General features: G+C 73.2%; 15 protein-coding genes. 13 read left to right on the forward strand and 2 right to left on the reverse strand.

Annotation, left to right across the window (positions count from 1 at the left end; all coding sequences use genetic code 11):
* The first annotated feature begins 7 nt into the window (after positions 1-7).
* The 9 genes from bioD to B7R87_RS03190 all read left to right on the forward strand — a co-directional run bounded on the left by bioD (position 8) and on the right by B7R87_RS03190 (position 9,421).
* Positions 8-727, forward strand: a complete 720-nt coding sequence (bioD, locus tag B7R87_RS03150) for a dethiobiotin synthase (protein WP_157997766.1) — start codon at positions 8-10, stop codon at positions 725-727.
* 225 nt (positions 728-952) lie between these two features.
* Complete coding sequence (locus B7R87_RS03155) at positions 953-1,696, forward strand: class I SAM-dependent methyltransferase (RefSeq protein WP_006350533.1); 744 nt, start codon at positions 953-955, stop codon at positions 1,694-1,696.
* A 60-nt stretch (positions 1,697-1,756) separates the two neighbouring features.
* On the forward strand, positions 1,757-2,206 hold the full coding sequence (locus B7R87_RS03160; protein WP_006350532.1) for a GNAT family N-acetyltransferase: 450 nt from the start codon (positions 1,757-1,759) through the stop codon (positions 2,204-2,206).
* A 430-nt stretch (positions 2,207-2,636) separates the two neighbouring features.
* Positions 2,637-4,073, forward strand: a complete 1,437-nt coding sequence (locus tag B7R87_RS03165; protein ID WP_006350531.1) for a hemolysin family protein — start codon at positions 2,637-2,639, stop codon at positions 4,071-4,073.
* Complete coding sequence (locus B7R87_RS03170; RefSeq protein WP_006350530.1) at positions 4,070-5,083, forward strand: hemolysin family protein; 1,014 nt, start codon at positions 4,070-4,072, stop codon at positions 5,081-5,083. Before B7R87_RS03165 ends, B7R87_RS03170 begins: the two co-directional genes overlap by 4 nt.
* Positions 5,084-5,210: 127 nt before the next feature.
* Positions 5,211-5,996 (forward strand): SGNH/GDSL hydrolase family protein, encoded by a 786-nt coding sequence (locus B7R87_RS03175; RefSeq protein ID WP_130585340.1) that lies wholly within the window; start codon positions 5,211-5,213, stop codon positions 5,994-5,996.
* A 109-nt stretch (positions 5,997-6,105) separates the two neighbouring features.
* Positions 6,106-7,548 (forward strand): adenylosuccinate lyase, encoded by a 1,443-nt coding sequence (gene purB, locus B7R87_RS03180; RefSeq protein ID WP_006350528.1) that lies wholly within the window; start codon positions 6,106-6,108, stop codon positions 7,546-7,548.
* A gap of 8 nt (positions 7,549-7,556) precedes the next feature.
* Positions 7,557-8,129 carry a G/U mismatch-specific DNA glycosylase gene (gene mug, locus B7R87_RS03185; protein ID WP_006350527.1) on the forward strand — a complete coding sequence of 191 codons (573 nt, stop codon included), beginning with the start codon at positions 7,557-7,559 and terminating at the stop codon, positions 8,127-8,129.
* A gap of 137 nt (positions 8,130-8,266) precedes the next feature.
* A complete protein-coding gene (locus tag B7R87_RS03190; protein WP_040916899.1) occupies positions 8,267-9,421 on the forward strand; it encodes an ROK family transcriptional regulator in 1,155 nt (384 codons plus the stop codon).
* Between the two features lie 232 nt (positions 9,422-9,653).
* Here B7R87_RS03190 and B7R87_RS03195 read toward each other — a convergent pair whose 3' ends face one another.
* Positions 9,654-10,418, reverse strand: coding sequence for a GntR family transcriptional regulator (locus B7R87_RS03195; RefSeq protein WP_006350525.1), 765 nt, complete (start codon positions 10,416-10,418; stop codon positions 9,654-9,656).
* A gap of 579 nt (positions 10,419-10,997) precedes the next feature.
* Complete coding sequence (locus tag B7R87_RS03200; RefSeq protein ID WP_045853166.1) at positions 10,998-12,011, reverse strand: DMT family transporter; 1,014 nt, start codon at positions 12,009-12,011, stop codon at positions 10,998-11,000.
* 175 nt (positions 12,012-12,186) lie between these two features.
* On the opposite strand from B7R87_RS03200, the gene B7R87_RS03205 reads away from it, so the two are divergent.
* The 4 genes from B7R87_RS03205 (at position 12,187) to pdxR (ending at position 22,129) form a co-directional block, all read left to right on the forward strand.
* The gene (locus B7R87_RS03205; RefSeq protein ID WP_130585341.1) at positions 12,187-15,249 is read left to right on the forward strand and encodes a hypothetical protein; all 3,063 of its coding nucleotides are present in this window, start codon (positions 12,187-12,189) and stop codon (positions 15,247-15,249) included.
* A gap of 96 nt (positions 15,250-15,345) precedes the next feature.
* On the forward strand, positions 15,346-19,320 hold the full coding sequence (locus B7R87_RS03210; protein ID WP_006350522.1) for a hypothetical protein: 3,975 nt from the start codon (positions 15,346-15,348) through the stop codon (positions 19,318-19,320).
* A gap of 42 nt (positions 19,321-19,362) precedes the next feature.
* Positions 19,363-20,535, forward strand: coding sequence for a hypothetical protein (locus tag B7R87_RS03215; protein ID WP_006350521.1), 1,173 nt, complete (start codon positions 19,363-19,365; stop codon positions 20,533-20,535).
* Positions 20,536-20,635: 100 nt separating this feature from the next.
* Positions 20,636-22,129, forward strand: coding sequence for a MocR-like pyridoxine biosynthesis transcription factor PdxR (pdxR, locus tag B7R87_RS03220; RefSeq protein WP_130585342.1), 1,494 nt, complete (start codon positions 20,636-20,638; stop codon positions 22,127-22,129).
* The last annotated feature ends 206 nt before the right edge of the window (positions 22,130-22,335 follow it).

Here is a 22,335-nt window from a genome sequence, read left to right on the forward strand (position 1 = left end):
GAACGGTATGACGCCGGGAGTGGTGATCGTCTCCGGGACGGGCACCGAGATCGGGAAGACCGTGGTCACGGCCGCGGTCGCCGCGCTGGCCCGGGCCCGGGGAGTGGGCGTCGCGGTGGTGAAGCCCGCGCAGACCGGTGTCGGACCGGACGAGCCGGGCGATGTCGGCGAGGTGGCGCGGCTTGCGGGCCCGGTGCACGGGGTCGAACTGGCGCGCTATCCGGAGCCGCTGGCGCCGGCGACGGCGGCCCGGCGCGCCGGGGCCCCGGCCGTACGGCCCCGGGACGCGGCCGACGCGGTGGCGAAGGCCGCCGTGGAACACGGCCTGGTGCTGGTGGAGGGTGCGGGCGGGCTGCTCGTCAGGTTCGACGACGACGGGGGCACGCTCGCGGACACGGCCGCCCTGCTGGACGCCCCGGTGCTGCTCGTCGCGCCTGCCGGGCTCGGCACCCTCAACGGGGTGGCGCTGACGGCCGAGGTGCTGCGCGCCCGCGGTGTCGGCCTGCTCGGTGTGGTCGTCGGCAGCTGGCCCGGGTGCCCGGATCTGGCGGCCCGCTGCAATCTGACGGACCTGCCTGCGGTCGCGGGCGCACCGCTGCTCGGCGCGGTTCCCGAGGGCGCGGGCGGTCTGTCCCCCGCGGTCTTCCGGCGGCGGGCGGCGGACTGGCTGGCGCCGGAGCTGGGCGGGCGCTGGGACGCGGCGGCCTTCACCGCTGCCGCGGGGTGACGCAGGTTCGGCAGGAGTGCCCGAGTTGTACGGTCCGGGGCGGGCGCCGCCACGGCGCGCGTCCCCCGGGGCGCAACCCGGTGCGTCCCCTTGCGTCCCGCGAACCCCGATCCGTCCCCCGCACCGCGATCCGTCCGTGGACAACAGGGTCCGTGGACAACAGGGTCCGTCCGGGGCCGCAAGGGGGACAATGGGCGTGACGCACCCCGCCGGAGGAGGTCCGCGATGCCCCTGCGCAGAACGACAGCTCCGCCCCGGGACGCCGGCGTCGATCATCCGCTCTTCTCCCGTTTCTACGTCCGCTTCGCCGGCCGTCTCGACACCCGCGCCGGTGTCGCGGCCCATCGGCGGGAGCTGCTGGACGGGCTCTCCGGCCGGGTCGTCGAGATCGGCGCGGGCAACGGTCTGAACTTCGCGCACTATCCGCGGGCCGTATCGGAGGTCGTGGCGATCGAACCGGAACGCACCCTGCGGGCCGCGGCGCTGGAGGCCGCGCGGCGGGCCGGGGTGCCGGTCGACGTGGTCCCGGGCACGGCGGAGGCGCTGCCGGTGAAGTCGGAGGCGTTCGACGCCGCGGTGGTGTCCCTGGTGCTCTGCTCCGTACGGGATGTGCCACGGGCCCTCGCGGAGCTGCGGCGGGTGCTGCGGCCCGGGGGCGAGCTGCGGTTCTTCGAGCACGGGCGGGCCGGAACCGCGGGGCGGTTGCGGGTGCAGCGGGCGCTGGACGCGACGGTGTGGCCCCGGCTGTTCGGGAACTGCCACACGGCCCGCGATCCGCTCGCGGAGCTGTCGGCCGCCGGGTTCGAGCTCGGCGCGTACCGCCGGCTGACGGTCCCCGACGGCGGTCCCACCCTCCCGACGTCGCCGTGTGTCCTGGGCGTGGCCCGCCGTCCGTTCCCGCCCCCGGAGGACCCTCCGGAGGACCGTCCGGAGGGCGCACCGCCCGGCGGCTCGGTGCCGCAGCCCTGAGGGCCCTCGCGGCGCGGAAAAGGCCTGGCCTCCGCCGGTCCGCCGTGCTTGGGTCGAACCATGAGCGACCTGCGCATACACACCCGTACCGCCCGTGCCGACGAGGCCGGGGCCGTCCTCTCCTTCTGGAAGGAGGCGGCGGAGGGAACCAGCATCACCGACGACACCGACGGTGTCGTCGCGCTGATCACGCGCGACCCCGATGCGCTGATCCTCGCCGAGACGGAGGACGGCACGCTGGTGGGTTCGGTGATCGCCGGGTACGACGGCTGGCGCTGCTCCCTCTACCGGCTCGCGGTGCTGCCCGCGTACCGCAGGCGGGGAATCGCATCGGTGCTGCTCACGGCCGCCGAGCGGCGGTTCGACGCCGTCGGCGGGCGGCGCGGGGACGCCATGGTGCTGGAGAGCAACGAGCCCGCCCACCGGGCGTGGGCGGCCGCCGGATACCACCGCGAGGACCACTGGCGGCGCTGGGTGAAGCCGCTCGACCGGCAGCGGAGCACCGTCTGAGCGCAGCGCCGACTGTCGTACGGCCCCGGGGGTTCCGCCCCCGGGGCCGTTTCCGTCCCGTCACCCTGCCGCGGGCGGTCACTCTCGGGGGCGACGGGTACGAGGCGCCCGGCGCACCCCCGGCCGTGCGGGGGCGCCCTCCCCGGGCCGGGGGACCCCCGGTCCCCCGAGCGGACGGAAGCGCCGGGATGACACGTTGGTTATGGTTTCGGTGCCGCTTCTCCCGCGGCGCCCGGTCCGCCCCCTCCTCCGGCCCCTGCACAGGGGCACCGAGGGCCCCCGTAGAGGACTTTGCCGATCCTTTACGATGGGGGGACCCATCTGTCGTCACCGAGGAAAGGTGTGAGCGTCCGTCCATGGACGAGCCTCCCAGTAGCAGACATCAATTCCGCCTCCCGCCCCGATCGCGCCGTGGGACGGAGGTGGCCCGATGACCGAGGTGCTCCTCCTCTTCGTGGCGCTTCTGCTCTCCCTCGCGTGCGGTGTCTTCGTCGCGGCGGAGTTCTCTCTGACCACCGTCGAGCGCGCCGATCTCGAAGCGGCCGCGGCCCGTGGTGAGCGCGGGGCCGCCAGTGCCCTGAAGGCCGTCCGCGGCCTCACCTTCCAGCTCTCCGGCGCCCAGCTCGGCATCACCGTCACGAACCTGATCGTCGGCATGCTCTCCGAGCCGTCGATCGCCAAGCTGATCCGCGGCCCGATGGAGGATCTGGGCCTGTCGCCGACGGCCGCGTCCTCCGTGGCGCTCGTCCTCGGTACGGCCATGTCCACGGTCGTCCTGATGGTCGTGGGCGAGCTGGTCCCCAAGAACTGGGCGATTTCTTCGCCGCTCGCGGTGGCCAAGGTCGCGGCGCCCCTGCAGCGGCTGTTCACCGCCGCCTTCAAGCCGCTGATCAGCCATCTCAACAACACCGCCAACCGCATCCTGCGCCGGCTCGGCATGGAGCCGACCGAGGAGCTGGCCTCCGCGCGCAGCCCGCAGGAGCTGGTCGCGCTCGCCCGCCATTCGGCGAAGGAGGGCGCGCTGGAGGCCGATACGGCGGAGCTGTTCGTACGGACCCTGAATCTGGCCGAGCTGACCGCGGAGAACGTGATGACCCCACGGGTCCAGGTCACCGCGCTGGAGGTCCAGGCGACCGCCGAGGACGTGGCCAACGCCACCCGGGCGACCGGACTGTCCCGCTTCCCGGTCTACCGGGGCAATCTGGACACGGTCGTCGGTATCGCGCATATCAAGGACGTTCTGGCGATCCCGGCCGCCGAGCGGCCGCGCACCGGCGTCTCCGAGGTGCTGCGCGAACCCCTGCTGGTCCCCGAGACGCTGACCGTGGACCGGCTCCTGGACCGGCTCGGCGGCCGCTCCACGATGGCTGTGGTCATCGACGAGTACGGCGGCACGGCCGGTGTGGCGACGTTGGAGGACATCGTCGAGGAAGTCGTCGGCGAGGTGCGCGACGAGCACGATCCGCAGGAGACCCCCGACCTGGCCGCCGCCGGGCTCGACGCCGACGGCCGGGCCCTGTGGTCGGCGGACGGCGCCGCCCGCACCGACCAGCTCGAACGGGTCGGCCTGAAGGTGCCGGACGGTCCCTACGAGACGCTGGCCGGTCTGATCGCCACCGAGCTGGGCCGGATCCCGGTCGAGGGCGACCGGATGGACATCCGGGGCTGGCGTCTCGACGTGGTCGACGCGTCGGGCCGGCGGGCCGCGCGGGTCCTGCTGCACGCGCCGCTGCCGTCGGAGACCGAGGAGGCCGAAGGTTTCCCGGACCGGTCCGGAACGGCGGAGAAGACCGCGAAGTCCGGGAAGGCAGGCGATACCGGAACGGACAGCGGTTCGCGCCGTGACGCCGGGGAGGCCGGACGATGACCGCCATCCAGTTGCTCATCGGTCTGGCGACCCTGGTCGTCAACGCCTTCTTCGTGGGTGCCGAGTTCGCCATGATCTCGGTGCGCCGCAGCCAGATCGAACCCGAGGCGGAGGCGGGCAACCGCCGCGCCAAGAGCGTCCTGTGGGGACTGGAGCACGTGTCGGCGCTGCTGGCCACGGCCCAGCTCGGCATCACGCTCTGCACCCTGGTCCTCGGTATCGTCGCCGAGCCCGCGATCGAACACCTGCTGTCGCCGGTCCTCCACTCGATGGGCGTGCCGGAGGGTCTGATCCACCCGATCTCGTTCGTGATCGCCCTGTCGCTCGCAACGTATCTGCACATGCTCCTCGGCGAGATGGTGCCGAAGAACATCGCCCTGGCGGAACCGACCCGCAGCGCGCTGATCCTCGGCCCGCCGCTGGTCGCGGTGGCCCGGGCGCTGCGTCCGGTGATCTTCACGATCAACGCCTTCGCCAACACCCTGCTGCGGCTGCTGAAGGTGGAGACGAAGGACGAGGTCGCGGCAACCTTCTCGGACGACGAGCTGGCCCGTATGGTCAACGACTCCGGCGATGCCGGACTGCTCGACGACCGGGCCGCCGAGCGGCTGCGGGACGCCCTGGAGCTGGGCCGGCGCCCGGTCCGGGACGTGGTGATGCCCGCGGAGCGGGTCGTGTACGCACAGGCCGGGACGACTCCGGAGCAGCTGGAGCTGCTGTCGGCGCAGTCCGGGTACTCCCGCTTCCCGGTGATCGACGCGGGCCGCAGCATCCTCGGCTACCTCCATGTCAAGGACGCCCTGGACGCGGTGCCGCGCGATGTGCCGTTCCCGGCGACGGCCATGCGGCCGATCGCCCGGGTCCGGGCGGCGACGCCGCTGGACGACGTGCTGACGGCGATGCAGCGCAGCGGTACGCATCTGGCCGCCGTGCAGAACGAGGACGGTGCCCCGGAGGGCCTGGTCACCATGGAGGACGTGCTGCGCGAGCTGGTGGGCCGCACGGACTGACACCGGCCCCGGGACCCGTTCCCGGACCGTCGGGCGAGCGGCCCGTCCCGTACTCCCTCCGGAGTCACGGGGCGGGCCGCCGCCGTACGCGCGCCCGGCCCCTACCGGAGGGTAGGATCTTGCGGCCATGGAGACGAATGCCGACTGCAGGAGCCTGGTCGCGGTGGGCGACTCCTTCACCGAAGGCATGTCGGACCTGCTGCCCGACGGGTCGTACCGCGGCTGGGCCGATCTGCTGGCCGCCCGGCTCGCCGCCCGCTCCCCCGGTTTCCGGTACGCCAATCTCGCGGTGCGCGGCAAACTCCTGGGCCAGATCGTCCAGGAGCAGGTCGGCCCCGCCGCGGCGATGCGCGCCGACCTGGTGACCTTCGTCGGCGGCCTCAACGACGTGCTGCGCCCCCGGATCGACATGGGCCGGGTCCATGCCCTGCTGGAGGAGGCGGTGGAGACGCTGGCCCCCTCCTGCCGGCAGCTGGTCCTGATGCACAGCCCCGGCCGGTACGGGCCGCTGCTGGACGCGGGCCGTCCGCGGATGGAGGAGCTGTACGCCCATCTGGACGCGCTGGCCGCCCGCCACGGCGCGCTCGTGGTGGATCTGTACGGCACCCCGGTGCTCGGGGACCCCCGGCTGTGGGACGCCGACCGGCTGCATCTGACGTCCGAGGGCCACCGGAGGGTCGCCGAGGCGGTCTGGCAGGTCCTCGGGCTGCCCGCGGAGGACGACTGGCAGGCACCGCTGCCGACCGCGGACCCGGCCCGGTGGGGCGCCCGGCGGGCGGCGGACCTGCGCTTCGCCCGGCGCCATCTCGCCCCGTGGATCGGCCGCCGGCTGACCGGCCGCTCCTCCGGCGACGGCCGCCCCGCCAAACGCCCCGAGCTGCTTCCGTACGACCCCGGGAGCGGGACGCCCTGACCCGGACGGCCGGGCGGACCCGGTGCGGGTGCCCGGAACGGCGCGATATGCCCGCCGCATCGCGGACCGCCGCACTGGCCTGCGCGGATCGCCAGTAGAATCCGGCCACGTGACTGCTCTGTCTGCGAAGCCCCGCATCCCCAATGTCCTGGCCGGCCGCTATGCCTCCACCGAACTGGCCGCCCTGTGGTCCCCCGAGCAGAAGGTGAAGCTGGAGCGGCAGCTCTGGCTCGCGGTGCTGCGCGCCCAGCGCGATCTCGGCATCGACGTCCCCGAGTCCGCCGTCGCCGACTACGAGCGGGTCCTCGACCGGGTCGACCTGGGGTCGATCGCCGAACGCGAGCGGGTCACCCGCCACGATGTGAAGGCACGCATCGAGGAGTTCAACGCCCTCGCGGGCCATGAGCAGATCCACAAGGGCATGACCTCCCGGGATCTCACGGAGAACGTGGAGCAGCTCCAGATCCGGCTCTCCCTGGAGCTGGTGCGGGACCGCACGGTCGCCGTGCTGGCCCGGCTCGGAAAACTGGCCGGGGAGCACGCCGAGCTGGTGATGGCGGGCCGCTCGCACAACGTCGCCGCGCAGGCGACGACGCTCGGGAAGCGGTTCGCGACCGCCGCCGACGAGCTGCTGGTGGCCTTCGGACGGCTGGAGCAGCTGATCGCCCGCTACCCGCTGCGCGGGATCAAGGGCCCGGTCGGCACCGCCCAGGACATGCTGGACCTGCTCGGCGGCGAGGAGGACAAGCTGGCGGAGCTGGAGCAGCGCGTCGCCGGCCATCTGGGCTTCGCCCGGGCGTTCACCTCGGTGGGGCAGGTCTACCCACGCTCCCTGGACTACGACGTGGTCACGGCGCTCGTCCAGATCGCCGCCGGGCCGTCGTCGCTGGCGAAGACGGTCCGGCTGATGGCCGGGCACGAGCTGGTCACCGAGGGCTTCAAGCCCGGCCAGGTCGGTTCTTCGGCAATGCCGCACAAGATGAACACCCGCTCCTGCGAGCGCGTCAACGGGCTGATGGTCATCCTCCGCGGCTACGCCTCGATGACCGGCGAGCTGGCGGGCGACCAGTGGAACGAGGGCGACGTCTCCTGCTCGGTGGTGCGCCGGGTGGCCCTGCCGGACGCCTTCTTCGCCCTCGACGGCCTGCTGGAGACCTTCCTGACGGTGCTGGACGAGTTCGGCGCCTTCCCGGCCGTGATCGCCCGTGAGCTGGACCGCTATCTGCCGTTCCTGGCCACCACGAAGGTCCTGATGGGTGCGGTACGCGCCGGAGTGGGCCGCGAGGAGGCGCACGAGGTCATCAAGGAGCACGCGGTGGCGTCGGCGCTGGCGATGCGGGAGCGGGGCGCCGAGCGGAACGAGCTGCTGGACCGGCTGGCGGCGGACGAGCGGATTCCACTGGACCGTGCGGCGCTGGACGCGCTGATGGCGGACCGGCTCTCCTTCACGGGTGCGGCGGCCGCGCAGGTGGCCGAGGTGGCCGCCCGGGTCGAGGACGTCGTCAAGCGGTATCCGGACGCCGCCGGGTACGCCCCCGGCGCGATTCTCTGACGTCGCCGGTGTCCGTGCCGCTGCCGTCGCCCGAGGAGCTCCGGGCCGCCCGTGACGGGCTCGTCGACGATGTCGTCGCGCCCGGGCTCTCCGTGCTGTTCTGCGGGATCAACCCGAGTCTGATGTCGGCGGTGACCGGACACCACTTCGCCCGCCCCGGGAACCGGTTCTGGCCGGTGCTCCGGCTGTCGGGTTTCACCCCCCGGCAGCTGGCACCGGCGGAACAGCACCTGCTGCTTGCGTACGGTCTGGGGATCACCAATGTCGTGGCGCGGGCGACGGCCCGCGCCGACGAGGTGGACGCGGCCGAATTCCGCGAGGGCGGACGGCTGCTGCGGGCCAAGGTGGCGCGGCTGCGGCCGCGCTGGCTGGCGGTGGTCGGGATCACCGCGTACCGCACGGCCTTCGCCGAGCCGAAAGCCGTGATCGGCCCGCAGGAGCGGACGTTCGGCGGGACGGGGATCTGGGTGCTGCCCAATCCGAGCGGGCTGAACGCGCACTGGAGCGCGCGGAGCATGGCGGAGGAGTACGGGCGGCTCCGGGCGGCGGCCCTTGCGGAGCCGGGCCGGAGGGAGCCGTGACGGAGCGGCCGGACCGGTCCGCGGCGGGGCGGCCGCTCCGGACCGGGCGCAAGGGCCGTGCGACGGGGACGGCCAACGAGTACCATCCGGCAGACAACACGCCCGGGCTGCACCAGCCGGGGCTGGAAGGACACACGGTGGGGCGGCTGACCGGCGGAGATCCGTCCTTGCTGCGGCGGATCAACTCCGCGGTGGTACTCCACGCGCTCCGGGGCGCGGGTTCGCCCACGCTCACGGACCTGACCCGGGTGACGGGTCTGTCCCGGCCCACGGTCGAGGGCGTGATCGAAGGACTCATCGAGGCGGGCCTGGTCGCCGAGAGCGTGCCCGAGGAGGGCGGTACCAGACGGCAGGGCCGGCCGGCCCGGCGGTTCCGGTTCCGGGTCGAGGCGGGCCATCTGCTCGGTATCGAGATCGGACCGCACCGGGTGGCCGCCCTGGTCTCCGGGCTCGACGGACGGATCATCGGTGCGGCGTCGCGCGATGTGTCGGACACCGCGTCCGCGGACGACCGGCTGGACCGGGTCCGGGTCGTGACCGCCGATGTGCTGCGGCGTACGGGGGTCTCCCGGTCCAATCTGCGGGCCGTCGGGGTGGCCTGCCCCGGGATCGTCGAAACCGACGGAACGGTTCGCCTGGGGGTCGCGCTGCCGGGCTGGACGGGGCTGGCGCTGGGCCAGCGCATCCAGCGCTCGTTCCGCTGCCCGGTCCTGGTGGAGAACGACGCGAACGCGGCGGTCGTCGCCGAGCACTGGAAGGGCGTCGCAAAGGACTGCGACGACGTGGTGTTCGTCCTCGCGGGGCTGAGCCCGGGGGCCGGTTCGCTGATCAACGGACGGCTGCACCGGGGCTTCGGCGGGGCCGCCGGGGAGATCGGAGCACTGCATCTCCTCGGCCGGCAACTGCGGCCGGAGCGGCTGCTGTCGCGGACCGACGAGCCGCTGCACCCGCTGGACGAACAGGCCGTCACCGAGGTGTTCGCGATGGCCAAGAAGGGCGATGCCCGGGCCCAGGCCGCCGTCGACCGCTATGTCCAGCGGCTGGTCCACGATGTGGCGGCGCTGGCGCTGGCGCTCGACCCGGAGCTGGTGGTGATCGGCGGCTGGGCGGCCGGTCTCGACGGGGTACTGGAGCCGCTGCGCAACGAGCTGTCGCGGTACTGCCTGCGCCCGCCGAGGGTCGTGCTCTCGCTGCTGCGGGAGGCCGCGGTGGCCACCGGGGCGCTCCGGATAGCGCTCGACCACGCCGAGGAGGAGCTGTTCGCGGTGGAGGGTACGGCGGCGCGCGACTGAGCGGGGGCCTCCGGTGGACGGGGCCGTACGGGCTCCGCCCGGCGGTGCCGACGACCGCCGGAGGCCCGGTGCGGAGCCGGAAACGGCCGCGGACCGGGCCGCCGGTCTGCCCGGACCCGGTGGGGCGGATCCGGACGGACGGCGGAGCCGGTCCGTGAGAGGTGCTGTTCCGGGAAGGCGGGCCGGGGGTGCCGGTGGGGGGTGGCGGGCCCGGCGCGCTCTTCCCGGAGCGTCAGGAGGCCCTGCGCTCCTCACCGTGGTGGCTGATCCGGACGTCGCCGGAGTCGCCGAAGGTCAGCTTGCAGGTGTCCGCCCGGTAGGTGGCGACGGAGACCGCGACCGTACGCCCCTGGCAGAGGTAGCGGGTCGTGACCACCAGGACCGGCGAGCCGGGCAGCCGGTCCAGCTCCCGGGCGTCGTCGGCACGCGCCGAGCCCAGTTCGACCGCACGGTCCTGACCGTCGAGGTCGAGGCGCTGCAGTTCGCGCAGCACGCAGCGGGCCCGGGCCGCACCGGACGGAGCGTCTATGGCGGTCAGTTCGGGGACGGACGCGGCGGGAACGTAGAGCAGTTCCGCCGCGAGCGGCTGCCCGTGGGTACCGCGCAGCCTGCGCAGGGCGTACGTCTCCTCCCCCGCCGCCGTTCCCAGAGCGCGGGAGACGGCCGGGGGCGGCACCACCTTGTCGCAGTCGAACGCCTGCCAGGCGTCCTGGGCGGCACCGGGGCCGGTGTGCTGGTTGGTGGAGACGTCCACACCGAGCCGCGGCGGGGCGACCGTGGTGCCGACGCCGCGACGGCGCTGGAGCCGTCCTTCGAGTTCGAGTTGTTCGAGGGCCTGGCGGAGCGTGGCCCGGGCCACCCCGAAACGGGCGGCCAGCTCACGTTCGTTGGGCAGGATCTCTCCTACCGCGAAGTCCGAATCGAGGGCTTCGCCGATCACGTTCTTCAGGTGCCAGTACTTAGGCTCCGGCACAGTCTCCAGATGCGTGGTCCCCACCCTGATCCTCCGCGATCGCCGTGTCAGCGGCGGCTATTACGCGCCTTTGTTCGACATTGTTTTTTAAAGGTTCCTGCACTATCCCTGCGACCATAGGGCGGGCCGGAACCTTGGTCAAGACCAATCCTGCCCTGGTTACGCTCTGAAGTCGACCGGTTCCACTGTGCGTTCACGAGCTGTTAGCACCCTGTCGAACTAGATGCGGTCCGGCAGGTACTGGTTTCAGGACAACACCACTGACGTGCGGGAAAGGCCCGTCGGGCCAGCGTGGCGGCGGGGCGGTTTCCGGACGGGGGGCCGCTCGCACGCGTCCGGGGCTTGTCGGAAATGCGGAGGATGTACACCCGGCGGATCGGCCCGCGACAACACCCGCCCGGAGTAAGGCGCAAGGCCGGCCGCCGGAGAAGGCGGCGTCTCGCGCGGCGCCGGGAAATCTCCCGGTGATCTCCGGCGGACCCCGGGCACACGACAGAGGCCGGCCGGGACCCCCGCCACAGGGGTCCCGGCCGGCCTTCGACGGTCCGGGTTGCTTCCCGGTGGACCGCGCCGCGCTCTCGGCGGGTCCACCGGTGGTTTCTCCTAGGCCGTCTGGTCCCCCGAGGGGATGGACGGACGTTCCACGCTGGTGAACGCCCGCCCCGGGGGAGGCTCTTCGCCGTCCGGCGGGTTCCCGGCCCGCGGCCTGCTCAGGGCGACGACTCCGGAGCCGAGGGCGGCGCCCGCGCCCACCAGCACCCCGCCCGCCGCCTGGGCGGCGCCGAAGCTGCCCGCACCGACCAGGGGCGCGGTCAGCGCTGCGGCGACCGGGATCATGCCGGTGAACAGGGTGGCGCGTTCGGTCCCGATCCGCTGGACGCCCATGTACCAGGCGACGAACCCGATGACGGTGACCGCCGCGGCCTGCCAGAGCAGGGCGAGGGTCTCGGTCTGGGTCGGGACCCGGACCAGTCCCGCTCCGTCGACGACGGCTCCGATGACCAGCGACTCCACGGCGGCGACGGCACAGATGCACGCGGTGAGGAGCCGGGGGCCGAGGGGCTTCAGGACGGGTGCGGCGAGGACGGCGAACCCCACCTCGCCCGCGAGCGCGGCCACCGACCAGAGGATGCCCGCGGTGTCGGTGCGGCCCCAGCCCTGGACGGTGAAGGCACCGGCCGCGACCAGCAGGGCCCCGTACAGCACCGGCTTGGTGGGGCGGCGGCTGTTCATCAGCGGGACGAGGACGGCGACCACGACCGGCGCACAGCCGACGAACACGCCGGGCACGGCCGGTTCCGCGGTCCGCTCGGCCGCCAGGACCGCGAGGTTGAAGCCCACCATCCCGATGCCCGCGACCAGCCCGATCCGGACCCACTGACGAGCCGTCAGGGTACGGACGGGGGCCAGGGCCGACCGGCCGCCGAGCAGGGGGAGCAGCAGCAGGAAGGCGAGGCCGTACCGGATCGCCTGGCCGCCCGCGTAGGGGTAGTCGCCGAGGACGCTGTTCGCGGTGAAAGAGGCCCCGACCAGGCTGTACGCGAAGGTGACCAGCAGGATGCCCTGGATCGCGGCGGAGCGGTCGGGAGCCGCCGCCGGAGTGGCGCTTTGCTTCATGACGATCACGCTAGGGACGGTCGCGGTCCCCTTGAAGAGCCACTTCCGCGGCGCTGTCGGGGACCACTTTCCCGGCGCGTCCGCGGCCCGCTCCCGGGTAATCCGTTCGGCGGATTCGCCGCGCGACGGGCGTCCCGTATATCTGGAGCACCGCGACAGTTTCGGAGGTCCGGGGATGACAACACCCGTTCCGGCGGCGAGCGTACGGCTCGTACGACCCCAGGACATGCTGGTGGTCGACTTCGACTTCCACAACCTCCGGCCCGACCCCGGCGCGGACCCCCCGCAGTTGCGCCGGATCGACCCGGCGCGGCCCTGTGTGGTGGTCGTGCGGTTCGAGACGCAGCACGTCACCGAGCAGACGGTGTACGAGAACGAGCCGGACCGGCCCGTTCCGGGGGCGATCGCGGCGCGGGCGGTGGGGCCGAGCCGGATCGCCTTCACCGTCCCGGAGACGGTGAAGACCATCCCGTACAGCGAATCGGGTCTGCTGCGGTGGTGGCAGTGGGTCATGCGGGTGGTGCCGGGCGCCGGGCGGCCGGGGGACCTGGACACGGATCTGCTGGTGGTGGACTGGCTGCATCTGACGCCGGAGCAGTTCGCGACCTGGGACCACGCCGAGAGCCCGGTCGAGCACGACGGCCGCACCGAGCTGTGGCACACGCGGCTGGCGGCGCGCGGGCCCCGGGGCCGTCCGGATCCGCAGCAGGTGCCCACCGTGCGGGTGGTCGCCGCCGACGAGCCGGCGGACCCGGCGGAGGCGAGGCTGTTCGGCGCGCTGAACCCGGAGGGGTTCGACTACCGCCAGCTCGTCACCCTGACGAATCCGCCCGAACCGGACGCCGCCCCGGTGGACGCGGCGCTGCTGGCGCTGAGCGCAGCGGGGGCCACCCTCGACCTGGACGGCCGCTGGGAGCCGAGCACCACACCGGGGCTGAACCTCAAGCACTGGGAGCACCACGCCTGGCAGGGCCGGGACAACAAGGTGATCCTGGAGCAGTACGGCTTCCTGGTCCCGTTCGGCCACCGGGCCCTGCTCTTCACCGAGACCAAGCGGACGTTCGACGGGACGACCGGGGTCGCCTATCTCGAACAGCGACGGTTCGTGCGGATCACCGAGCCGGTCAAGGAGTATCCGGGGTCGTACGGACTGCCGTTCGGGGGCCGCTCGCTGCCGTTCACCCGGATCGCGGTCGACGGGCCGGTGCCGCCCGTACTGCCGCGGACACCGGATCCGCTCCTCCCGGACCGTCCGGAGACCGGCTTCTGGATCCAGTCCCTGGACACCGGCGCCGATGTGGCGTTCGTGCTGCGGGGCACCGATCAGGCCGGCCGGGAGATCCGTTTCACGGCCCCCCTGGGCTTTGTGCTGCACGATGTGGCGATCCGGTCCCCGGAGCCCGGTACGGTTCTGCGCGAGCTGATCGACGCCTACGGCGGTTTCGACAGGATCACCGGCGACGCCCCGGACCCCCGCCGGTCGGTGGAGCTCGCCGGACAGGAGCTGGGCTTTACCGCCGAGACGGATCCGGGCACCGCGACCCACCCCGCCCAGCGGCTCTTCTGGGGCCTCCAGGGCCCGCCGGGGCCGCTCGACCCCCGTGCCGACAGCCCGCTGTTCTTCCCCGGCATGCTGGCGGCGGAGGCCCGGCTGCCGACCGTGGACACCTTCTACGGCCCGGGGGCCGCACTCGTCCTCGGCTACGACGAGAAGTATCTGCGGGACGGGTTCACCGGAAATCCGGGCGAGGTCTATATGCGGGTCCGGGACTCGGTGGCGTCCCTCGCCTCCGGCGCGGACGAGCCGGTGGAACGGCTCGTCGTCAACAGCAGCAGCACCGGTGGCTTCGTGACCCCGAACTTCGAGATCGGCGGTTTGTCGCGGGCGCTCGGCGCGGTGGGCGGGAAAATCGAGTCGGTCGACCGGCTGCGGGACGAGGGGACGATCGCGGGGAAGGCCTACTTCGATCTCAAGAACCAGCTGAACCAGGCCGTGCTGTTCGGGGCCACATTCCTGGCGAACGTCCTGCCGGACAACGCGGCGGGGACCGAATTCTCCCCGAAGATCAAGAAACAGACCACATACCCGAAAAGGCCCAAGGACGATCTCCCCGACACCACAAAACTTCCCGACGGCCACCTGATGAGCATCGAATACAGCACACCGCTGGTGGACTTCGGACCGTTCCGGGCCGTGGTCGGGAACAACCGGGCCAAACTCGACCTGAAGATCGTCAACAAGGTCAACTACGCCGCGGGCAGCAACACCAACACCGTCTCGGGGAAGATCTCGCTCTTCGAGCTCAGGCTGGTGGACCCGGCGTTCCAGTTCATCGGCGTGGTCTTCAAGGAGTTCGAGTTCAGCTTCGACCACGACGGCGGGCCGTCCTTCAAACCGAACGTCGACGCGGTCCGGTTCTACGGCCCGCTCGCCTTCGTCGGCGCGTTCCAGGACTACATCTCCGACGCCTTCAAGGACGTCAGCGTCTTCGGCCTCAGACTGAAGACCTATCTGGAGATCACCTATACCGAGGTGCGGGTCGGTGTCACCTTCGGACTGCCGGACATGGATATGGGGCCGTTGCTCCGGATCACCAACTGCTTCCTGACCGCGGGGATCATCGTCCCCTTCCAGCGGAAGCCGGTCCGGGCCGCCTTCGGGTTCGCCCGGGAGGACGAGAAGTTCAATGTCACCGTCTACGGATTCGGCGGCGGCGGCTTCCTCACGATCGAAATCAGTGAGAAGCGTCTGGAGAAGATCGAAGGCGCCCTTGAGGCCACCTACACCCTCGCCTTCGACTTCGCGCAGATCGCGTCCGGTCTCGCCCGGATCGCCATCGGCGTCTACTTCAAACTGGAGCGGGCGGACGAGGACGACCCGGACGCCAAGGACGAGGTCGTGCTCCGCGGCTATGTCCGGGCCACCGGCCGGCTGAGCGTTCTCGGACTGATCAGCATCACGGCCGAGTTCTACGCCGATCTGCAGTACCGGCAGCTGGGCCGGGAGAGCGCGGTGACCGCGCACGCCCGGCTCACCGTCTCCATCGACATCCTCTTCTTCCATGTGTCCGTCGCCCTGGAGTTCTTCTACAACCTCCACGGCAGCATTTCCGACGAATCGCTCACCGGGGCGCCCGGCGCCCGGCGGGCCCTCGCGGCCGACGACGAGCCCACGGGGTTCGGCGATCTCATGTCCCGCGAGGACTGGGAGCAGTACTGCGACGCGTTCGCCGCCTGACCCCACTGACCCCACTGACTCCTCCCCGGCCTCCTCCCCGGCCCCGCACCTTCCGTCCGCCGTTCCGCCGCTCCATCCGAGGAGACGACCCCCACCATGGCAGCCTCACGCATCGTCTGGACCCCGGTACCGGCCGGACGCGAAGGCGGCCGGCTCAAGCTGTCCGTCCTCGTCTCACCCCGGCTCGCAGGGCCGGCGCCGACGCTCGCCGGCCATCCCGAGTGGCTGGACTGGCCCGCCCAGCGGCCCCGCTACTCCCTGGTCTTCGGGTCCGGGCCCGCGGTGGCGGCCGAGGTCACCGGCAGCGCGCCCCGGTCCGACCTCTGGCGGCAGCTCTTCCCCGACACCACCCCCGTCGTCCCCAAGGCCGCCGCCCTGGCGGCGGCCACGGTCCCGCCCATCCGCTCCTGGCCGCCCGTCAGCGCCCGCGACCTGGCCCGCTCCGAGCACGCCGCCGCCACGGCCTTCCAGGCCACCGCACCCCTGAGCGTCAACGGAATGGCCTCCCGCGGACCGGGGCTGGCCGAAGGGGCACGGAACGGGGGCGGCCGCCGGGACCTGGTCACGGACATCCCCATCCCCCCGGCCCGGCTCGCCCGCGCCCGTACCCTCATCGCCGAGGCACTGGCCAGGGACGGCTACTTCCTGGGCGGCCCGCTGGAGGATCCGGATTCACCGTTCGAGCCGTTCGGCGCCGCGCAGATCGACTTCCTGCTCGCCCGGCAGTTCCACGAACGCCGGGCGGCGGACAATCCGTCCCCGGGCGGAGGCTCCCTGGCGGCGCACATCACCCGGATCGCCGACGGCGACCCCGTCGACTTCCACGCCGCGCTCGGCGCCCTGGCCCAGTATCCGGCGCTCCAGCGGGCGCTGGGGCTGGTCGTGGACCTCGTCGTGGACGCCTCGGCGCCCGGGGTGCCGACCGCCGGGGATCCGGTGGCGATCGCCCTGCTGGTGGAGTGGCCGCCGCTGGCGCCCGGCGGACCGTACGAAGCGGTGCTGCCCGCGGTGAACGCGACCCTGACCGCCGCCGGCTTCGCCGCCGAGCCCACCGGAACCCTGGTCAGGGGCGGGCTGCTGCGGCTGGACTCCGACCGGTTCGAGGTCGTGGAGGTCGACGCCGACGGCACGGCGGACGCCCTGTCCGGCTTCGGCCAGAAGCTCCTCGACCGCAACGAGGGCTTCTCCGGCGCACCGGCCGTACCACCGGACGCCGCCCTTCCGATCGCCGTACAGCCCGGGCGGGAACCGGCTCCGCTGCCCAGCCACCGCGCCGACAGCATCGGCGTGGTGCAGCGCGGCCGGGCCAAGGACCTGCACTCCCGGCTGGTCCGGGCCACCGGCCGGGCCGCGGCACCGGCCTCCCTGCTCGCCGACGAGCCGTTCGGCGCCGAGGAGCTGGAGTACGGCATCAGGGTCGACGTCTGGGACGACACCACCGGGCGCTGGCAGTCCCTGTGCCGCCGCTCCGGCACGTACGACTGCGGCGAACTGCGCTTCGAGGCCCGCGACGAGGGCACCGTCCATCTCGCGCACACCACGGCGCCCGACGGTGACCCCACGATCTACCTGCACGAATCGGTTTTCGCCTGGGACGGCTACAGCCTGGCCGCGAGCCGCCCCGGCAGCATCACCCGGACCGTCGACGGGCAGGAGGTGACCACGGGACCGGACACCGATCCCACCGGGCCGGTACGGCTGCGCACCTCCTTCCGCGCCCTGGGCCTGCCCAAGCTCCGCTACGGCCGCGGCTACCGCTTCCGGGCCCGGATCGTCGACGTCACCGGCAACGGCCTCGGCCCGAACGATCCCCCGCCGGACGACTTCACCGCGGCCACCCCGCTCGTCCGCCATCTCCGCTTCGAACCCGTCGGCTCACCCGAACTGCTGCCCGCCGCGGCCCGTACCCAGGGCGAATCCCTGGGCCTGCTGGTGATCCGGGGCAACTACGACGCCCCCGCCACCGGCGTCTGCGAACGGTGGATCGTGCCCCGGCGGATCAGCCCGGCCACGGCGGAGCGGCACGGCCTGTACGACGTCGTGCCCACCCCCGTGAACCCCGGCGGACTGGACCGGTTCGCCTATGCGGAGATCGTCCGCCGCGATACGGCCGGTTTCTCCGGGGGCGGCGAGGATCCCGGCGGCTGGGGCGCGATGCCGTACTTCGACCGTCCGCTGCTTGAGGTGCCCTATCTGCCGGACGTCCTCGCCCGGGGCGCCGCCTTCCGCGGGCTGCCCGGGCTGCCGCCGGACGAGGTCTTCCCGGTCCCCTTCGACGACCGGTTGTCCTGGCCGCGCCGGGCCCCTTTCACGCTCCGGCTGGAGAACGGCACCGGCGCCCCCGCATACGACACGGTCCGGCGGATCCTGACGGTCCGGCTGCCACCGGGGCGGAGCGCCGACGTCGTCTGCTCCTCCCGGATCGACGAGGGCGACCTCGACGTCCTGGGCATCTGGCAGTGGTTCGCCGACAGCGGGCTGACCCCGCCGCCGGGCACCACCGTGGACGATCTGCGCAGGCTGGCCGCGCAGGGGCAGCTCTGGCAGCTCACGCCCACCCGGCCGGTGAAGCTGATCCACGCCGTCCGGCAGCCCGTCTCCCCCGCGGTGTTCGGCAAACCGATCGCCGTGCGGGTCCCGGGCGACACCTCCGCCCGGATCGTGGACGTCCTCGGCTTCGACCGGGCGAGCACCGCCAAGGTCGACATCCGGGCCGAGTGGACGGAACCGGGCGACGCGCCCGCCGACCCCGCGCCCGTCGTCCGCTCCGGCCGCGCCCACATCACCACTCTGGCCACCGCTCCCGACGACCCCGACGGCGACCGGCTCCGGCTGGACGCCCGGCACGAGTTCCACGACACCCGGCACCGTACGGTCACCTACACCGCGGTGGCCGCGACGCGCTTCGGTGACTTCTTCACCGAGACCACGCGGGCCGTGCTGACCGGGACGGATCCGGTGGTCATCGCCCCCGGAGGCATCGCCTCCGGCACGCTGACGGTGCTCGACCCGGCCGACGGGCAGGTCTACGGCGAACAGGAGTACGTCACCGACCTGACCGCCGGGTCGATCCGCCGCTCCGGCCCCGGCTCGACGATCCCCGACGGCGGCACCGTCGAGGCGGGCTTCGTGACCGGTCCGGTGACCCGGGTGAACACCGAGGCGCAGCGGCCCGTCGTGGTCGACGTCCGGTCGTCGGCCCGGCCGAGCGCGCCCGACGTGGCCTATCTCGTCCCCACCTTCGGCTGGGAGCGGGCCAGCGGCGGAGCGGACATCACCAGCACCCGGCGCGGCAACGGGATCCGGGTCTATCTGCGGCGGCCCTGGTACTCCTCCGGCGAGAGCGAGGAGCTCGGCGTCGTCCTCGCCGCGGACGGGGCCCCGCCGGCCGCCCTGCGCCCCTGGGTCACCCTCCGCGGCCGGGATCCGCTGTTCGCCTCCGCACCGACGACGGCCGCGCCGGGTCCCGCCGAGTTCCCGCGGGCCACCCGGACCGCGACCCGGCTGGTCCTCGCCGAATCGGAGACCGTACCGGAACTGCCCGAGGTCACCGTGGCCGCGCACGCCGTCGGATACGACGAGGGGCGGCGGCTGTGGTACTGCGACCTCACCATGCCGCCGGATCCCGCCTACCGCCCCTTCCTGCGGTTCGCGTTCGCCCGCTACCAGCGGCACTCACTGTCCGGTCTTGAGCTCTCCCCGGTCGTGCTGGCGCAGTTCGCGCAGCTCAATCCGGACCGGACGCTGTCGGTTGCACTCGGCGCCGACGACCCGGCGCGGGCGACCGTCACCGTGTCCGGTCCGACGTACGCCGGTGACCCGGCGCGCGGCGCCCGGCTGACGCTACTGCTCCAGACCGCGGCGCCCGGACGGTCGGGCGCCCTCGGCTGGCGTACCGAGGCCGAATCGCCGCTGCCTCCGGTACCGGGCAGCGGCGGCGGGGAGTGGAGCGCCACCGTGACCCTGCCCGCGCCGCCCGGCAGTACGCCCGTGCGCCTGCTGGTCGAGGAGCGGGAGGTGCTGCCGACGGCCGGGAGCCGTCTGGTGTACGCCGACGCCGTCGAGATCTGAGACCCGCAGGGACCCCCTGGCCGTACCACCCGAAGGACAGAGATGACCACCTCCAGCGTGACCTCCGCCGCGCTGCCTCCCGGCGGCTTCGGCAACGGTATCTTCCGGGCGTACGTCAACGGCCGCGAGCGGCCGGGCGCCGGTGAGTTCACGGTGCTGACCGGTGAGGAGAACCCGGCGGGACCGGGCCGGGACGTCCTGTACGGCCGGGGCATCCCGGGCACCAGTTTTCTGCGGGTCGCGGATCTGGGCACCGGACGGGTCTATGTCCAGGGCCAGTTGCTCACGCACTCCGACGAGGTGTCGCTCGACGCCTCGGTGCAGTCGGTGCGGGTGAGCGGGGCCGAGTCCGTGACGCGATGGTCGGTGAGCGACTCCTTCGATCTGGAGCAGCGGGTCACGGTCAGCGGGACGACGGCCGCGGACTCCCGGGTCACCGTCACCACCCGGATCACGGACGTCCGTACCGAGCGGCACCGCTTCCGCATCGAATACCTCTGGGACACCGCGGTCGCCGGGGACGACGGTCCGGTGGTCCAGTCCGGCGCCGCCGGGGCGTCGTTCCGGCCCTTCGACCCGGTCCACTCGACGGAGCAGACCTTCGACCGGAGTACGGGCGAGCTGGCCGTCGCCGACCAGTACGCCAACCCCGGATCCCCGACCTTCGCGGTCGCGGTCTCGGGGACCGGCACGGCCGGTGCGGTGCCCGACCGAGTGCAGTACGTCTGTCTGGCGGAGGCGGTCTTCGCCCCGATCGGGGGGTACGTCACCGATCCGGCGCGGGACATCAGCAGTCCCGCTTCGGACTGCCGCCCGCCGGCCGGCGGGCCGGACTCCGGTCTGCTGCTGCTCTGGTCGCGGGATGCGGCACAGGACGATGCCACCGTCGCGGCGGTGCTGCGGATGAGCCCGGCGAACCCGTACGCCAGCACGCTGCGGGCGGGCCCGGTCTCGCTGGGCACGGCGACCGCCACCCTGACCGATACCGCCACCGGACGTCCGGTGCCCGGCCGTACCGTGGTCTTCACCTCGGGCGGACGGGTCCGGTGCCGGGTGGTCACGGACGGCGCCGGGCGGGCGACGTGCGACAGTCTGCTCGGGGGGCTGCTGGGGTACGACGTGGACTTCGCGGGGGACGCGATCTGGGCGGCGGCGCATGGTCACGGAGGGCTGCCCGGAGGCGCTGAGGAGGAGGTTGTCGGGGAAGGGTCCTAGGGCGGGTGGGGCGGTAGGGGTTCGGCGGGCGGGTGGGGCGCGGGGCGGCATACTCGTCGGAAGCCGACCGTACGGAACGAAAGCGGGGGACAGCAGCCTCATGGCCCCGAACGAGACCGGCGCGGAGCGCCCGGGACACCCCGGCGGAGAACGGGGTCCGGAGCCCGGTGCGACCCCTTCGCCGGGCGGTGGATTCGCCTGGGAGCTGCTGCTTCCGGCGGCCGCCGCGCCCGCCCGGCGGCGCGGGCGCACCCTGCAGTCGGCGCTCCGGGACGCCGTGCGGTCGGGTCGGCTCGCCCCCGGCACGCGGCTGCCCTCCAGCCGGGAACTCGCCGCCGACCTGGGCGTTTCACGGGGGCTGATCACCGAGGCGTACGAGCAGTTGACGGCCGAGGGCTATCTCCGCAGCGGCCGCGGTTCGGGCACCTGGGTGGGGGAAGCGGTGCGTCCGGGCGGTTCGCCGGCCCCCGGGCCCGTACCGGAACGGCCGTCGCCGGTGGTGGACTTCCGGCCGGGCAAACCGGATCTTTCGCTGTTTCCGCGGGCGGCGTGGGCTGCGGCGCAGCGGACCGTCCTCGGCTCGCTGCCGCACCGCGCGCTGAGCTACCCGGACCCGCGGGGGCTGCCGGGGCTGCGGTCCGCGCTGGCGGCGCTGCTGACCCGGCGGCGTGGGGTGGTCGCGGACCCGGACCGGCTGGTGGTGTGCTCGGGCGTCACTCAGGCCACGACCCTGCTGGGACTGGTCCTGCACGGGCACGGGGAGCGGAGCGTCGGGGTGGAGGATCCCGGGAGCCCGGTGCACGGTCCGGTGTTCGACGCCTGCGGGCTGCGGATGACGGCGCTGCCGCTGGACGGCGAGGGGCTGGCGATGGAGCCGCTGCGGCGCAGTGGCGTACGGACGGTGATGACCACGCCATCGCACCAGTTCCCCACCGGGATCGCCTATTCGGCGCGGCGCAGGACGGAGCTGCTCGACTGGGCGCGGTCGGTGTCCGGGCTGGTCGTGGAGGACGACTACGACGGTGACTTCCGCTACGACCGGGCGCCGGTGGGCGCGCTCCAGGGGCTGGACCCGGACCGGGTGGCCTATACCGGGTCGGTCAGCAAATCGCTGGCGCCGGGGCTGCGGATGGGCTGGCTGCTGGTGCCGGGGCAGTTGGTCGACGAGGTGGTGGAGCGGAAGCGGACGATCGACCTCGGCAATCCCGCGCTGGATCAGGCGGTGATGGCGCATTTCGTGGAGCGCGGTGACTACGACCGGCAGTTGCGGCGCTGTCAGCGTGCTTACCGGGAGCGGCGGGATGTGCTGGTGGGCGCGCTGGCCGAGCACTTCCCGGGCACCGAGGTGAGGGGGATCGCGGCGGGGCTGCACATCATTGCGCGGCTGCCGCGGCGGTACGGGCCGGAGGGCCGGTTCGTGGCGGCGGCGCGGGAGGCGGGGGTGGCCCTGCGGACGCTGGCGGAGCACGAGATGTCGGCGGCGGGGCCGGATCCGGCGGAGGGGGTACGGCTGGTGCTGGGGTATGCGCATCTGGCGCCGTCGGAGATCGTGCGGGGGGTCGCGCTGCTGGCGGCGGGTGTGCCGGGGCGGTAGTGCGCGCGTCGGTGCGGGAGTGCCGGGGTGCCGGGGTGCCGGGGTGCGCGCCCGGCGGGGGCGCACCTGCGGGCAATCGGTCCGCGGATCTGGCGAGTTGTCGCCACCAAGACCCGGCCGACTGAGTAACGTCGCAGGTGGGAGCGGGGATACGGGGCGGTGCGGGAACGGCGGCGGGGGCGTTGTGTCGCCAGTGCCTGTCCGTG

The organism is Streptomyces tsukubensis (assembly GCF_003932715.1).
Lineage (GTDB): Bacteria > Actinomycetota > Actinomycetes > Streptomycetales > Streptomycetaceae > Streptomyces > Streptomyces tsukubensis.